This window comes from Micromonospora sp. PLK6-60 (assembly GCF_019890675.1).
Lineage (GTDB): Bacteria > Actinomycetota > Actinomycetes > Mycobacteriales > Micromonosporaceae > Micromonospora.
Map to the genome: position 1 here is coordinate 42,529 of NZ_JAIOAA010000025.1, position 14,945 is coordinate 57,473.

Sequence of the window (14,945 nt, forward strand, 5' to 3'; positions counted from 1 at the left end):
GCGAGGAGCGGGCCGGGTCCGCAGGCCCCGCGCACGAAGGACGGATCTGCGTGAGCCTCGCCGTCTGCGCCGATGTCGGGTCGACGTACACGAAGGTGGCGGTGGTGGACACCGACGGCGGCCGGCTGGTCGCCGCGGCGGCCGCGCCGACCACCGTGGGCACCGATGTGCTGCACGGCCTGGACGCGGCGGTCGGGGCGGCCACCGCCGGCCTGCCCGCCGACCACGCCCCCTGGTATGTGTGCTCGTCGGCCGGTGGTGGGCTGCGGCTGGCGGTGATCGGCTACGAGCCGCTGGTCACCGCGCAGGCCGGCCGGCGGGTCGGCCTGTCCGCCGGGGCCGACGTGGTGCACGTGGCCGCCGGCCGGTTGGGTGCGGCGGAGCTGGCCGCGTTGCGGGCCGCCCGGCCGGACGTGGTGCTGCTGGTCGGCGGCACCGACGGCGGTGACGCCGACACCCTCACCCACAACGCGACCCGGCTGGCGAAGGCCCGCTGGCGGGTGCCGGTGGTCCTCGCGGGCAACGCTGACGCCCGCGACGACCTGTCTGCCCTGCTCGCCGGGGCGGGGGTGCCGGTGACGGCCTGCGCCAACGTGCTGCCCCGCATCGGGGTGCTCGCCCCGGCGGCGGCGCGGGCGGCGATCCGGGAGGTGTTCCTGCGGCACGTCATCGGCGGCAAGCGGCTGTCGCGGGGCGGCCGGTTCGCGCGGCTGGTGCGCGCGGCCACCCCCGACGCGGTGCTGACCGGGGTGGAGGTCCTCGCCGACACCCTCGGCGGTGACCTGGTGGTGGTCGACGTCGGTGGCGCCACCACCGACGTGTACTCGGTGCTCACCCCCGACGAACGCGACAGCGGTCCCGGTCGGGAGGTCGCCGGCACGCTGTGGCGGGCCCGCACCGTCGAGGGGGACCTGGGGATGCGGTGGAGCGCGCCGGGGGTGGTGCGGGCCGCGGCGGAGGAACGGCTGCTGGCCGACGGTGAGCGCGACGGGTTGACGGCGGCGGCGGCGGTCCGCGCCGCCGACCCGGGGTTCCTGCCCGCCGGCGCCGACGACCGGGCCGCCGAGCGGCGCATCGCCGCCCTCGCCGCGACGGTGGCGGTGCGCCGGCACGCGCGCGGTGGGGCCACCGGTGAGCGGGCCGGCCGGGATCTGCGGGACGTGCGGCTGGTGGTCGGCTCCGGTGGGGTGCTGCGCCACGCCGACCCGGCCGACGCCGGGCACGTGCTGGCGGCGGTGCTGGCCGACCACGCCGGTGGGTGGGCGGTGCCCCGGCACGCCCGGCCGGTGGTCGACACCGAGTACGTGCTGGCCGCCGCGGGGCTGCTGGCGCAGGAGCAGCCGGGCGCGGCGGCGGCGTTGCTGCGCCACCACCTCGGCGCGGGGTGAGCCGGCCCGGGCGCGACACGCCGGGGCCGGCCGCGACAGGCCCGGGTGGGTTGACAGGGCCGGGGGGTCGGCACGTACCGTCTTTGAGTCCTACTACGGGAAGCGGCTGTTGTTCGCTTCGTCCTCTCGCCCGCTGGCCGAGTGACCCGACGCACGGTGCGACATGTGCGTGGGCCGCGGCGGCCAGGTCCAGCGGGCGGGGGTCGGCGGGGCGGCGCGAACCGGCCGCGGTAACCGGTGTACGGGCAGGGTGAGGTGCACGGCCAGTAGACAACGGCCCGGCGGGGGCAGCCAGTCACCGTCCGGTCGGTCCGAAGGTCGCCCGTGCCGCATCCTCGCCCCACCGGCCGGGGAGGGCCTGGGAGCATCGGGGCGCGGCGGAAGCCGCGCCCCGATTTCGTTTGTCCGGGCCGGTCACCCGGCGCGGTACGCCTCCAACTGGTCGGCGAGCAGCGTCGGCTGGCTCAGCGGCAGCAGGTGCCCGCCGGGCAGCACGTCCGGTTCCACGCCCAGGCGTTGCCGGGCCAGCCGCTGCTGGAACGCCAGCGGGAAGAACCGGTCGTCGCGGCCGGACACCACCCGGGTCGGCACGTCCGGCCAGCGGCGCAGCGGATTCGCGCTGGTGAACACCGCCGCCGACTCGGGTGCCTCGGTGGCGAGCAGCCGTCCAGCCACCTCGCCGGGCACGTCGTGGAAGAAGTCGACCGCCAGGTCCACGCCGGCGTGCGGGTCGCGGCCCTGGGCGGCGGCGTGGACGGCGCGGGCCTCGGCGTGGCCGGTGGTCTCCCACCAGTCGCCGGCGGTCTCGCCGGGGGCGGGGATCATCGGGTTGACCAGCACCAGCAGCCGCACCGCCGGGTGGTCGGCGACCAGCGCGGCGGTGAACGCGCCGAGGGACTGGGCCACCAGTGTCACGTCGGGGTGCTCGTCGACGGCGGCGCGGACGAGGTCGACGTACGCGGGCAGGCCGGCGTGTTCGTCGGCGCCGGGCAGCACCACGGGCACGGCCTGCCGGCCCCGCCGGCGCAGTTCGCCGGCGAGCAGGTGCCACTCCTCGCCGGTGCCGCCGGCGCCCGGCACCAGCACGTAGGTCACGGTCATGGTGTCCCCTCGACTCGGTTGCTCCTAGATTAGGAGCAACCACTTCGGGTGGGCAAGCAGCCTCGCTAGAGTGGGCCGGTGCGTTCCTACGGCGACTTCTGCGGCGTGGCCCGGGCGCTGTCGGCCGTCGGCGAACGGTGGGCGCTGCTGGTCGTGCGGGAGTTGCTGCTCGGCCCGAAACGCTTCTCCGACCTCAGCCGCGCCCTGCCCACCCTCAGCCAGAACGTGCTCTCCCAGCGGCTGCGGGAGTTGGAGCAGGCCGGGGTGGTGACCCGCCGGCTGCTCGGCCCGCCGGCCGGCGCCCGGGTGTACGAACTCACCCCGCGCGGACGGGACCTGGAGGACACCCTGCTGGCGCTGGGGACCTGGGGCAGCCGCCAACCGTTGCCGCCGACCGGCCAGCTCAGCGTGGACGCGCTGATGCTCGCGCTGCGCACCACCTACGACCCGGGCCGCGCCGGTGGCCTGCACGCCCACGTCGACCTGCGGGTGGCCGCCGACCGGTTCGACGTCGAGGTCGGCCCGGACGGCGTGCACATCACCCGCGGCACCGCCGCGCGGCCCGCCGCCGGCGTACGCGCCGACGTGCCGACGCTGCTCGCGGTGCTCTTCGGCGGCCGGCCGGTCGACGACGCCGTGGCCGCCGGTGACCTGGAACTGCACGGCGACCGCGACGTCGCCGCCCGGTTCCTGGGCTGCTTCCCCGGCCCCGCACCGGCCTGACCCTCAACCCCCGGCCGGGCGGGCCCGCACGTGCAGCCGCTCGCCCTGCGGCCCGAACAGGCTCAGCACCTCCGCCGGCCGGGGGTCCGGATTGGCGACGGCGTGCGGCACCCGGGTGTCGAACTCGGCGACCTCACCCTCGGTCAGCAGCAGGTCGTGCTCGCCCAGCAGCAGCCGGATCCGCCCGGACAGCACGTACAGCCACTCGTGGCCCTCGTGGGTCTGGGGGGTCACCTCGGCCGGGGTGTGCGGCGGGAACACCTGTTTGAAGGCGCGCACCCCGCCGGGGCGGCGGGTCAGTGGCAGGTACGTCACCCCGTGCCGCACGATCGGCCGGGCCCGCACCCGCGGGTCGTCCACCGGCGGGGCGCCGACCAGGTCGTCCAGCGGCACCTGGTGCGCGCGGGCCAGCGGCAGCAGCAGCTCCAGGGTGGGGCGGCGGCCCCCGGACTCCAGCCGGGACAGGGTGCTCACCGAGATGCCCGTCTCCGCCGACAACTGGGCCAGGGTGGTGCCGCGGCGGCGGCGCAACGCCCGCAGCCGGGGCCCGACCGCGGCCAGCACCGCCGACTCCTCGTTTGCCATACCGGCAACAGTACTTGCCGGTCGGGCCGGGGCGGGTGCACCGTGGGCGGCGACGACGAGCGACGGAGGCGACGACGTGGACGAACGGTACGACGTGGTGGTGATCGGTGGCGGCCCGGCCGGGCTGGCCGGCGCGGTGGCCCTGACCCGGGCCCGGCGCAGCGTGCTCGTGGTGGACGCGGGGCAGCCCCGCAACGCCCCCGCCGCCGGGGTGCACCACCACCTCGGGCACGACGGGACAGCCCCGGCGCGGCTGCTCGCCGCCGGCCGGGCCGAGGCCGCCCGCTACGGCGCCGAGCTGGTCGACGCCACCGCCACCGCCGCCACCGCCGACGGCGACGGATTCCGGGTACGGCTGCACGACGGGCGGGCCGTGTCCGCCCGCCGGCTGCTGGTCACCACCGGCCTGGTCGACGAGCTGCCCGACGTGCCCGGCCTGGCGGAGCGCTGGGGGCGCGAGGTGCTGCACTGCCCGTACTGCCACGGCTGGGAGGTCCGCGACCAGCGCATCGGGGTGCTGGCCACCGGCCCGCTCGGGGTGCACCAGGCGCAGCTGTGGCGGCAGTGGAGCCCACACGTGATCCTGCTGCGCCACGGCGCGCCGGCCCCCGACGCCGAGCAGGCCGAGCAGCTCGCCGCCCGCGGCATCGCCGTCGTCGACGGCCCGGTCACCGCCCTGGAAACCCACGACGGCGCGCTGGCCGGGGTGCGGCTCGCCGACGGGGACGTCGTCGCGCTCGACGCCCTCGCCGTCACCACCCGGCTGGTCGCCCGCGCCGGGGTGCTGTCCTCCCTCGGCCTGCACCCGGTCGACGTGGAGCTGGGCGGGCACGTCGTCGGCACCCGGATCCCCGCCGACCCCGACGGCGCCACCGCCGTGCCCGGGGTGTGGGTGGCCGGCAACGTCACCGACGTACGCGCCCAGGTGGCCGTCGCGGCGGCGGCCGGGCTCACCGCCGGGGCCGCCGTCAACGCCGACCTGATCGCCGACGACACCCGCGCCGCCGTGCGGGCGCACCGCGAGCTGCGCGCCACCATGCACGAGCGGGACGCCTGGGAGCAGCGCTACCGGTCCCGGTCGCACGTGTGGAGCGGCCGGCCCAACCCGCAGCTGGTCGCCGAGGCCGCCGACCTCACCCCCGGCCGGGCCCTCGACGTCGGCTGCGGCGAGGGGGCCGACGCGATCTGGCTGGCCGGGCGGGGCTGGCAGGTCACCGCCGTGGACCTCTCCTCGGTCGCCCTGCAACGGGCCGCCGCGCAGGCCGCCGACGCCGGGGTCGCCGACCGGGTCACCTTCGCGCAGGCCGACCTGCGACACGACCCGCTGCCCGGCGCCGGCTACGACCTGGTCACCGCCCAGTACGTGCACCTGCCCGCCGAGCAGCAGCGCCGGTTGTGGGCGCGGTTGGCCGACGCCGTCGCCCCCGGCGGCATCCTGCTCATCGTCGGACACCACCCGGCCGACCTGCGCACCACCGTGCGCCGCCCGCACCTGCCGGAGCTGATGTTCACCGCCGCGCAGGTCGCCGGCGTCCTCGACCCGCTCGGGTGGGCGGTGACCGCGCAGGACCGGCCCCGTGAGATCACCGATCACGACGGGCGGACCGCCACCGTACGCGACGCCGTGCTGGTGGCTCGGCGCCGCTGAACGCCGTCAGCGGCGGATCAGGCCGAGCCGGGTCGCCGCCGCCACCGCGCCGGTCCGCGAGTCCACGCCCAGCTTGGTGAAGATCCGCGCCAGGTGGGACTTCACGGTGCCCTCGGTGAGCCGCAGCCGGCCGCCGACGGCCCGGTTCGACAGTCCCTCGGCGACCAGGGCGAGGACCTCGATCTCGCGGTGGGTCAGCGCGGTGGCGGGGGAGCGCAGCCGGTGCATCAGCCGGTCCGCGACCATGGGCGCCAGGACCGTACGCCCGGCCGCCGCCGCGCGCACGGCGGCGCCCAGATCCTCGGGCAGGGCGTCCTTGAGCAGATAGCCGCTCGCGCCGGCCTCAATGGCGGGCAACGTGTCGGCGTCGGAGTCGTAGGTGGTGACGATCAACACCCGGGCGGCCCCCGCGCCGGCGGTGATCGCCGCGGTGGCCTGCGCGCCGGTCATCCCGGGGCCGAAGCGCAAGTCCATCAGCACCACGTCGATGTCGCCCATGGCGGCGCGGGCCACGGCCTGCTCGCCGGTGGCGGCCTCGGCCACCACCAGCAGGTCCGGCTCAGACTCCAACACCGCGCGCAGCCCGGCCCGCACCACCGGGTGGTCGTCGGCCAGCAGCAGCCGGATCGGCGCAGGCGTCACGACCCCGCCCCCGCGTCAACGGCCGGGCCAGCCACCGGCAGCCGGGCGGTCAGCGTGGTGCCCTGCCCAGGGGCGGACACGACGCTGAGGGTGCCGCCCAGGTCCCCCACCCGGGCCCGCATCCCGGCCAGTCCGAACCCGTTCCTCGGACCGGATGGCGACCGCCGGAGGTCGAAGCCGGCGCCGTCGTCGGCGACCACTACGGCGACCGCGGCGTCGCCGTAGTCGAGGGTCACCTGGACGGTGCCGGCGTGCCCGTGCTGAACCGTGTTGGCCAGCGCGGACTGGGCTACCCGCAGCAGCGCCACCTCGTACGGGGTCGACAGCGCCACCGGGTCCCCGGTGACCCGGAACCGGGCGTCGAGCCGGTGCTGGGCGGCGGTGGTGACGCAGAGCCGGTCCAGGGCGCCCGCCAGCGTCGTCCCCTCCAGCGGCGGCGGGGTGAGCGCGGTGACGAACCGGCGGGCCTCGGCCAGGTTGTCCGCCGCGGCCTGGCGCGCCTGCTCTACGTAGCCGGCGGCCCGGCCGTCGGGCAGGTCACGCCCGGCCGCTCGCAGCAGCAACTGGATGCTGGACAGCCCTTGGGCGAGCGTGTCGTGGATCTCCCGCGCCAGCCGTTCCCGCTCGGCCAGCACACCGGCGCGGTGCTGCTCCGCGGCCAGGTCCGCGCGGGTCGCGGTCAGCTCCTCGATCAACCGGCGTCGCCGCTCGCTCTCTCGGTACAGGACCTGGTAGCCCCGCGCCACCGCCACCGCGACCAGCGCGCCCAGCGCCGGGCCCACCACCACCGCCGGGGAGAACGAGCCGCGGTGCGCGGCGAACGCGGCCACCGCGGTCGCCGCGGTGGCCGCCACCGCCAGCAGGGCCGCCCGGCGGGCCAGCAGATGCAGGCCCAGGAAGTACAGCGGGAAGGCCAGCCACACCGCGTCGGCGGAGAGGACCAGCAGCAGCAGCCAGAGCGCCGCCACCGCCGCCAACCATCCCCGCACGGCCCCGCCGCGGCGTAGCAGGCCACCCGCCGCGTACGTCAGCCCCAGCATCGCCGCCACGGCCACCACCGCGGTGGCGTGCGGCGCGGCGTCGACCACCGCCCGGGCGGCGACCAGCCCGAGCAAGCCGGCGACCAGCAGATGCAGGCACCAGGCCAGGGCGCGGAAAGTGGCGGCGAAGGTGTTCACAGTCCTTCCAGCCTAGGCGTCGTCGCGGCCGGTGCCCTCTGTCGAAGGATGCAACGCCGCCACCGTCGTTCGGCCGGGGAAGTTCCCTCCACGGCCAGATGCCGCTCGCGGCGGTGGCGGGGACCGTGGAGACATCCGCCTCCACCGTCGAAAGGGCCGCCCGTCGTGTTCCTCGCACGCGCTGACCTGACCTTCGCCCGAGGGCGATTCGCCCTGATGGCGAGCGTCGTCGCGCTCATCAGTGCCCTGGTCGGGTTGTTGTCCGGGCTCACCGCCGGGCTGGCCCGGGAGAACGTCTCCGCGATCACCGGGCTGTCCGCCGACCGGATCGCCTTCGCCGCGCCCGCAGCCGGCCACGACCTGTCGTACGCCGACTCCACGGTCACCGAGCGGCAGTGGCGGCAGTGGGCGCAGGCCCCCGGCGTGCGCCGCGCCGAGCCGTTGGGCCTCACCACCACCCGAGCCACCGCCGGCGGCCGTGCCGTCACGGTGAGCGCCTTCGGCGTACCGCCCGGATCCACCCTGGCGCCGGCGGCCGTCGACGACGGCACGCTGGTGCTGTCCCGGCCCGCCGCCGACGAGCTGGGCGTACGGGCCGGGGACGGCGTCACCCTGGCCGGACGGGCGCTGAGGGTGGCCACGGTCACCGGCGACGCCTCCTACAGCCACCTGCCGGTGGTCTGGAGCACGCTGGACACCTGGCGGGCGCTGACGCCCGCTACCGGCGGCCCGACCGCCACCGTCATCGCCCTGACCACCACCTCCGCCGTCGACGTGGGGGCGGTGGACGCCGCCGCCGGCACCCGTACGGTCAGCACCGGTGACTCGCTGTCGGCCATCGGCTCCTACCGCTCGGAGAACGGCTCCCTGCAACTGATGCGCGGTTCCCTGTTCGCCATCGCCGCGCTTGTCGTCGGGGCCTTCTTCAGCGTGTGGACCATCCAGCGCGGCGCCGACATCGCCGTGCTCAAGGCGCTCGGCGCCAGCACCGGCTACCTGCTGCGCGACGCGCTCGGGCAGGCCGTCGCCCTGCTCGTCGCCGGCACCGCGACGGGTGCCGCCGTCGCCGCCGGGCTGGGCGCGCTGGTGGCCTCCGCCGTGCCGTTCCAGCTCACCGCCGCCACGGTGCTGCTTCCCGCCGCCGTGACGATCGCCCTCGGCGCGCTCGGGGCCGCTCTGTCCGTGCGCCGCATCACCTCCGTCGACCCGCTGACCGCCCTGGGGAGCGCCCGATGAGCCTGCGCCTGACCGACGTCACCCTCAGCTACCCGGACGGGGCGGGCCGGCTGACCGCCCTCGACCACGTCAGCCTCGACGTGCCCACCGGCAACCTCACCGCCGTGGTCGGCCCCTCCGGGTCCGGCAAGTCCAGCCTGCTGGCCGTCGCCGCCACCCTGGTCACCCCCGACTCCGGCACCGTGACGGTCGACGGCACCCCCACCGGCGGGCTGACCCCCGCCGCCCGCACCGACCTGCGACGTCGCACGATCGGCATCGTGTTCCAGCAGCCGAACCTGCTGCCCGCCCTCACCACCGTCGAGCAACTTCAGGTCATGGCCCACCTCGACGGGCGGTCGCCGGCCCGGGCCCGCCCCCGGGCGATGGACCTGCTCGACGCCGTCGGCCTCGCCGAGCAGGCCAGCCGCCGCCCGCACCAGCTCTCCGGCGGTCAACGCCAACGCGTCGCGGTCGCCCGGGCCCTGATGAACGAGCCCACCGTGCTGCTCGTCGACGAGCCCACCAGCGCGCTCGACCACGAACGCGGCGCCGCAGTGGTCGACCTGATCACCCGGCTCACCCGCCAGCGCGGCACCGCCACCGTGCTGGTCACCCACGACCGGACCCACCTGCGCGCGGTCGACCGGGTGGTGGAGGTACGCGACGGTCAGCTGAGCGAGTCCCCGGTCGCCAGCTGAACCCGGACCGGTCACCGGCACCCGGCCGGTCCCGCCGGGTAGCCTTCGGCCCGTGATCGTGGTGAGGTGCCGGTGACGACGCTCGACCGGGAAGAGACCCGCGCCCCGTCCGGGCCGCCCGGCGCGGGCGGGCCGCGGCCGTTGCCGCTGCGGGTGGCCGTGCCGCTGGCGGTGGCCGCCGGGCTGGTGCTGCTGGCCGCGTTCCCCCCGTACGGGGTGTGGCCGCTGGCCCCGGTCGGGGTGGCGATGCTCGGCGCCGCCGCGCACCGCCGGCGGATGCGGGCCGGGGCCGGGCTGGGCTTCCTGACCGGGGTGGCGCTGTTCGCGCCGATGCTGGAGTGGACCAACCTGCACACCGGCTACCTGCCGTGGCTGCTGTTGTCCCTGTTGCAGGCGGGCTATCTGGCGTTGCTGGGCGCCGCCACCGGCTGGGTGTCGCCGCTGGCCGACCGGTGGCGGGCCGGCTGGCCGGTGCTGACCGGGGTGCTGTGGGTCGGGCAGGAGGCGCTGCGCGACCGCACCCCGTTCGGCGGGTTCCCCTGGGGGCGGCTGGCGTTCAGCCAGGACGGGTCGCCGCTGCTGCCGCTGGCCGCGCTGGGCGGCGCCCCGCTGGTCACCTTCGCGGTGGCGCTGCTCGGCGGGCTGCTGCTCTTCCTGGCCTGGCGGCCCTGGTCCCGGCCGGCGGCGCTGGCGGCCCGGCGGCCGATGGCGGCGGGGGTGGTGGCGGTCCTGGCCGTGCTCGGCGCCGGCCTGGCCGTGCCCACCGGGGTGCGCGGCGCCGGCGACCGGGTGACGGTGGCCATCGTGCAGGGCAACGTGCCCCGGCTCGGGCTGGACTTCAACGCCCAGCGGCAGGCCGTGCTGAACAACCACGTCGACGCGACCCTGGCGCTGGCCGACCGGGTCGCCGCCGGCGCCGAGCGCCGTCCCGACCTGGTGGTGTGGCCGGAGAACTCCAGCGACATCGACCCGCTGCGCAACCCGGAGGCCGGCGCCCGGATCTCCGCGGCCGCCGACGCGATCGGCGCGCCGGTGCTGGTCGGGGCGGTGCTGCTCGGGCCCGGCGCCGGGCAGGTCCGCAACGCCGGCCTGCTGTGGCGCCCCGGCACCGGCCCCGACCTGGCGCAGCTCTACACCAAGCGGCACCCGGTGCCGTTCGCCGAGTACGTGCCGCTGCGCGACCTGGCCCGCATGGTCAGCTCGCAGGTCGACCGGGTGCGGATGGACTTCGTGCCCGGGACCACCCCCGGGGTGCTGCAGGCCGGGCCGGCGGTGCTCGGCGACGTGATCTGCTTCGAGGTCGCCTACGACGGCATCGTGCGGGACACCGTCACCGGCGGCGCGCAGCTGCTGGTGGTGCAGACCAACAACGCCACCTTCGACGTGGCCGAGGCCCGCCAGCAGCTGGCGATGGTCCGGTTGCGGGCCGTCGAGCACGGTCGCGCCGCGTTGATGGCCTCGACGGTCGGGGTGTCCGGGTTCGTCGACCCCGACGGCCGGGTATCCGGGGCCACCGGGTTCAACACCGCGGCGGTGGTGGTGCGGCAGCTGCGCCTGGGCGACGGCCGTACCCCGGCCACGGTGGTGGGGGTGTGGCCGGAGGTGGCGTTGACGGGCCTCGCGGTCGTGGCCCTGCTGGGCGCGGGGATGCTGCGCCGCCGGTCGCGGGCCTGACCGGCCGGCGGGGGCGCGAGCCAGGCCGGCGCGGTGGCCGGCGGATGCGGAGGAGCGGTGAGCGGGGCGATCGACACGCGGGCGCCGGGCCCCGGCCATCCGGGGCTGGGCCGGGTGCTGGTGGTCATCCCGACCTACAACGAGGCGGCCAACGTCACCGACGTCGTCGCCCGGGTCCGGCAGGCCGCCCCGGCGGTGGAGGTGCTCGTCGTCGACGACAACAGCCCCGACGGCACCGGGCGCATCGCCGACGCCCTCGCCGACACCGACGACCGGGTGCGGGTGCTGCACCGGGCGGGCAAGCAGGGGCTCGGCGCGGCCTACCTGGCCGGTTTCGCCTGGGCGCGGGAGCGCGGCTACGACGCGGTGGTGGAGATGGACGCCGACGGCTCGCACGCCCCGGAGGACCTGCCGGCGCTGCTGGCCGCCGCCCGCGACGCCGACGTGGTGATCGGCTCCCGGTGGACCCGCGGCGCCCGGGTGGTCAACTGGCCGCTGCGGCGGCTGCTGCTGTCGCGCTGCGGCAACCTGTACGCGCGGCTGGCGCTGGGCGTGCCGGTCAGCGACGCCACCGGCGGCTACCGGGTGTACCGGACGGCGGCGTTGGCGGCGCTGGACCTGGCGTCGGTGTGCTCGCAGGGCTACTCGTTCCAGGTGGAGCTGTCCCGGCTGGCCCACCGGGCGGGGGTGCGGATCGTGGAGGTGCCGATCACGTTCGCCGAGCGGGAACACGGCGACAGCAAGATGAGCCCGGTGATCGTGGCGGAGGCGTTGTGGCGGATCACCGGCTGGGCGGTGCAGGACCGGCGCGCCGCGGTACGCGGGCGGCGGGCCGGCGATCCGCGGGCGCGGTGGCCGTGAGCGGGGACGTGTCATGCTGGAAGTCACGGCCGTACGGCAGATGAGGTGACATGCGTCGAGGGTTGAGGTACGTGCCGGTGGCTCTGCTGCTGGTGGTGATCCTGGAACTGGCGGTGTTCGTCGGGGTGGGCCGGGCGATCGGGTTCGGTTCGGCCATGCTGCTGGTGTTCGCCGCGTCGCTGCTGGGCCTGGTGCTGCTGCGCCGGGAGGGGATGCGGGCCTGGCGGGGCTTCCGGGCCGCGGCGCAGGCCGGTCAGCCCCCCGGCGAGCGGGTCACCGACGGTCTCGTCGGGCTGCTCGGCGCGCTGCTGCTGGCCGTGCCGGGCCTGTTCAGCGGCGTGGTGGGGCTGGTGTTGCTGGTGCCGCCGGTGCGGCGGCTGGCGCGCGGCGGGGTGCGGCGGGCGGCGGAGCGGCGGGTGTCGTCGATGACCGCCGGTGACCTGTTCGGGCCGCGGGTGGTGCGGGTGCGCCAGGGCGCCCCGCAACCGGCCGACACCGCGCAGACCGCGCAGACCGGGCAGCCGGCGCCGGAACCCGGCCGGGCCATCGAGGGCGAGATCGTCGAACACCGGCCCTGACCGCACACGCCGAACGCCCCCGGGAGTGGCTCCCGGGGGCGTTCGTCGTCGGTGTGCCGCGGTGTGTCAGGCGCGACCGCGCCGGGTGCGGACCTCCTGCAGCCGCTCGGCGAGGATGTCCTCCAGCTCGGCGATGGAGCGGCGCTCCAGCAGCATGTCCCAGTGGGTACGCGGCGGCTTGGCCTTCTTCTGCTCCGGCTCGGTGCCGTCGACCAGCCGGGCGACGCTGCCGTCGAACTTGCATTCCCAGGTCGTCGGGACCTCGGCGTCGACGGCGAACGGCACCTCGAACTGGTGGCCCTTGGCGCACAGGTACTCGCGGGTCTGACGCGGCGCGAGCTCCGTGTTGCGGTCGGATTCGTAGCTGACCGCGCCCAGCCGGCTACCGCGCAGCATACGCTCGCCCATGATCGACTTCCCCTCGTCCGTGGTGCTGTCTTCTCGGTGTTACAACGGCGCGTCTCCGCCCGGCCATTCCCGCCGCGGCGGGTGTCCGCGCCGACGGGCCCCTGCAAGGGTAGCCGCCCACGACGGCCGCCCGGCGGGGTCGTCCCCGGCCGGGCTGAAACGGTGGAGTGTTTTGCCTGCTATCGGGGATGCTAGCCCGCCGCACGCGCACGGAGGTGACGATGGCCAGTGACACGCCGGTGGAGCGCCGACCGCCGGGGGGACGCACGTTCTTCGGTCATCCGCGGGCCCTGTCCACGCTCTTCCTCACCGAGATGTGGGAGCGGTTCAGCTTCTACGGCATGCGGGCCATCCTGGTGCTGTATCTCACCGCGTCGGCCGCCGACGCCGGCCTGGGCCTGCGCGAGTCCACCGCCAACGCGGTGTACGGCACGTACAACGCCATGGTGTACCTGATGGCGCTGCCCGGCGGCTGGGTCGCCGACCGCCTGCTCGGGGCCCGGCGCAGCGTGCTGTGGGGTGGCGTGGTCATCGCCTGCGGCCACTACGTGATGGCGATCCCCACCGGCTGGAGCGTCTTCGCCGGCATGACGCTGATCGTGCTCGGCACCGGCCTGCTCAAGCCCAACATCTCCACCATGGTCGGCGGCCTGTACGACCGCGACTCCCCGCGCCGCGACGCCGGCTTCTCGATCTTCTACATGGGCATCAACCTGGGCGCGTTCATCGCCCCGCTGATCTGCGGCTTCCTCGGCGAGAAGATCAACTGGCACCTGGGCTTCGGCGCCGCCGCGATCGGCATGACCTTCGGCGTGATCCAGTACGTGCTCGGCCGGCGCAACCTCGGCGACGCCGGCGATCGCCCCGCCGACCCGCTGCTCGGCGCGGACCGCCGCCGCGCGCTCCACCGGATCGCCATCGGCGTGGTGGTGCTCCTGCTCGTCCTGGCGGCCCTCGCGCTGGCCGGCCTGTTCACCGTCAACACCGTGGTCAACCTGCTCACCGCCGCCATCGTGGTGATCACCGTCGGCTACTTCGCGCGGATCCTCGTCGACCGGGAGATCAGCGACACCGAGCGCAGCCGGATGAAGGCGTACCTGTGGCTGTTCGTGTTCGCCGCCGCGTTCTGGATGATCTACGACCAGGCCGGCTCGGTGTTGAACATCTTCGCCGCGGACCGGACCGACCGGGACGTCTTCGGCTTCACCTTCCCGGCCTCCTGGCTCCAGGCCGTCAACCCCATCCTCATCATCATCGGGGCGCCGCTGGCCGCCGCGCTGTGGCTGAAGCTGGGCCACCGGGTCTCCACCCCGGTGAAGTTCGCCGTCGGCCTGATCCTCAACGGCCTGTCGTTCGTGCTGATGGCCGCCGCCGCCAAGCTCGCCGTCGGCGGGGACCTGGTCTCCCCGTGGTGGCTGGTCGCCGTCTACGCCGTGCAGGTCGCCGGTGAGCTGTCGCTGAGCCCGGTCGGGCTCTCCGCCACCAGCAAGCTGGCCCCGGTCAAGTACGCCAGCCAGATGATGGGCCTGTGGTTCCTGGCCACCGCCGTCGGCGACGCGATCGGCGGGCAGGTGGCCCGGCTCGCCGAGACCTGGGCCGCGCCGACGTACTTCCTCACCTTCGGGCTGGCGTCGGTGGTGCTGGGCCTGGCCGCGGTGATGGCCGCCCGGCACATCCGCCGGCTGATGGCCGGCATCCACTGACCGGCGGCGTCAGTCGGTCCGGGCCGGCGTGGACAGCCGGGCCAACGCCGCGGCCAGGTCGCTGACCTGGTCGGCCAGCTGGGTGGCGCGCCGCGCGGCGGCGTCCCGGTCCGCCTCGGCGGCGCGCAGCCGTACCTCCGACTCGGCCAGCCGGGCCGCCACGGCGGCGCCGGCGCGGCGCTCCTCGGCCAGGTCGGCGGCGAGCGCCTGACGGGCGGCGGCCTCCTCGCGGGCCCGGGCCGCCGCCGCGGCGGCCTCCTCCCGGGCTGCCCGCGCGGCGTCGCGGGCCAGGTCCCCGTCGCGCCGCGCCGCCTCGGCCGCCGCGTCGGCCTGCTCGGCCCGCCGGGTGGCGGCCTCGGCCTCGGTACGCGCCCGGTCGGCCTCCTCGACCGCCCGCTGGGCCCGGGCCACGGCCTCCGCCGCCGCGGCGGTGGCCCGCCGGGCGTCGGCCCGGGCCGCGTCGCGTTCCCCGGTCAGGTCGGCGGCCCGCTGCCGGTCGGCGTCCCGCTCGTCGCGCAGCGTGCGCAGCTCGTGGCGGGC

General features: G+C 76.4%; 14 protein-coding genes and 1 pseudogene. 9 read left to right on the forward strand and 6 right to left on the reverse strand.

Annotation, left to right across the window (positions count from 1 at the left end; translation table 11 throughout):
• Nucleotides 1-50: 50 nt before the first annotated feature.
• Nucleotides 51-1,388, forward strand: a complete 1,338-nt coding sequence (locus K7640_RS28080) for a glutamate mutase L (protein ID WP_222957945.1) — start codon at nt 51-53, stop codon at nt 1,386-1,388.
• A gap of 414 nt (nt 1,389-1,802) precedes the next feature.
• Here the strand turns inward: K7640_RS28080 and K7640_RS28085 are convergent, their stop codons facing one another.
• Entirely contained in the window at nt 1,803-2,489 is a 687-nt protein-coding gene (locus tag K7640_RS28085) for an alpha/beta fold hydrolase (RefSeq protein WP_222957946.1), read from the reverse strand.
• 78 nt (nt 2,490-2,567) lie between these two features.
• Here K7640_RS28085 and K7640_RS28090 point away from each other — a divergent pair, with 78 nt between their 5' ends.
• On the forward strand, nt 2,568-3,212 hold the full coding sequence (locus tag K7640_RS28090) for a winged helix-turn-helix transcriptional regulator (protein WP_222957947.1): 645 nt from the start codon (nt 2,568-2,570) through the stop codon (nt 3,210-3,212).
• Nucleotides 3,213-3,215: 3 nt separating this feature from the next.
• On the opposite strand, the gene K7640_RS28095 is transcribed toward K7640_RS28090, so the two are convergent.
• Complete coding sequence (locus tag K7640_RS28095) at nt 3,216-3,797, reverse strand: helix-turn-helix domain-containing protein (protein ID WP_222957948.1); 582 nt, start codon at nt 3,795-3,797, stop codon at nt 3,216-3,218.
• Between the two features lie 76 nt (nt 3,798-3,873).
• Between K7640_RS28095 and K7640_RS28100 the strand changes: the two genes are divergently transcribed.
• Nucleotides 3,874-5,445 (forward strand): methyltransferase domain-containing protein, encoded by a 1,572-nt coding sequence (locus K7640_RS28100; protein ID WP_222957949.1) that lies wholly within the window; start codon nt 3,874-3,876, stop codon nt 5,443-5,445.
• A gap of 6 nt (nt 5,446-5,451) precedes the next feature.
• On the opposite strand, the gene K7640_RS28105 is transcribed toward K7640_RS28100, so the two are convergent.
• Nucleotides 5,452-6,087 carry a response regulator transcription factor gene (locus K7640_RS28105; protein ID WP_308042802.1) on the reverse strand — a complete coding sequence of 212 codons (636 nt, stop codon included), beginning with the start codon at nt 6,085-6,087 and terminating at the stop codon, nt 5,452-5,454.
• Nucleotides 6,084-7,265 (reverse strand): histidine kinase, encoded by a 1,182-nt coding sequence (locus tag K7640_RS28110; RefSeq protein ID WP_222957950.1) that lies wholly within the window; start codon nt 7,263-7,265, stop codon nt 6,084-6,086. Before K7640_RS28110 ends, K7640_RS28105 begins: the two co-directional genes overlap by 4 nt.
• A 216-nt stretch (nt 7,266-7,481) precedes the next feature.
• Here K7640_RS28110 and K7640_RS28115 point away from each other — a divergent pair, with 216 nt between their 5' ends.
• The 5 genes from K7640_RS28115 (at nt 7,482) to K7640_RS28135 (ending at nt 12,294) form a co-directional block, all read left to right on the forward strand.
• Nucleotides 7,482-8,501 (forward strand): ABC transporter permease, encoded by a 1,020-nt coding sequence (locus K7640_RS28115; protein WP_222957963.1) that lies wholly within the window; start codon nt 7,482-7,484, stop codon nt 8,499-8,501.
• The gene (locus K7640_RS28120) at nt 8,498-9,181 is read left to right on the forward strand and encodes an ABC transporter ATP-binding protein (RefSeq protein ID WP_222957951.1); all 684 of its coding nucleotides are present in this window, start codon (nt 8,498-8,500) and stop codon (nt 9,179-9,181) included. Before K7640_RS28115 ends, K7640_RS28120 begins: the two co-directional genes overlap by 4 nt.
• A 72-nt stretch (nt 9,182-9,253) precedes the next feature.
• Nucleotides 9,254-10,855 (forward strand): apolipoprotein N-acyltransferase, encoded by a 1,602-nt coding sequence (gene lnt / locus K7640_RS28125; protein ID WP_222957961.1) that lies wholly within the window; start codon nt 9,254-9,256, stop codon nt 10,853-10,855.
• A gap of 57 nt (nt 10,856-10,912) precedes the next feature.
• Complete coding sequence (locus K7640_RS28130) at nt 10,913-11,716, forward strand: polyprenol monophosphomannose synthase (protein ID WP_308042804.1); 804 nt, start codon at nt 10,913-10,915, stop codon at nt 11,714-11,716.
• 50 nt (nt 11,717-11,766) lie between these two features.
• On the forward strand, nt 11,767-12,294 hold the full coding sequence (locus K7640_RS28135; RefSeq protein ID WP_222957952.1) for an FxsA family protein: 528 nt from the start codon (nt 11,767-11,769) through the stop codon (nt 12,292-12,294).
• Between the two features lie 66 nt (nt 12,295-12,360).
• Here K7640_RS28135 and K7640_RS28140 read toward each other — a convergent pair whose 3' ends face one another.
• Complete coding sequence (locus K7640_RS28140; protein ID WP_007070998.1) at nt 12,361-12,702, reverse strand: RNA polymerase-binding protein RbpA; 342 nt, start codon at nt 12,700-12,702, stop codon at nt 12,361-12,363.
• Between the two features lie 221 nt (nt 12,703-12,923).
• Here K7640_RS28140 and K7640_RS28145 point away from each other — a divergent pair, with 221 nt between their 5' ends.
• Nucleotides 12,924-14,405 (forward strand): peptide MFS transporter, encoded by a 1,482-nt coding sequence (locus K7640_RS28145; RefSeq protein ID WP_222957953.1) that lies wholly within the window; start codon nt 12,924-12,926, stop codon nt 14,403-14,405.
• A gap of 9 nt (nt 14,406-14,414) precedes the next feature.
• Here K7640_RS28145 and K7640_RS28150 read toward each other — a convergent pair.
• Nucleotides 14,415-14,945, reverse strand: a pseudogene (locus K7640_RS28150) (hypothetical protein); the annotation flags it as partial.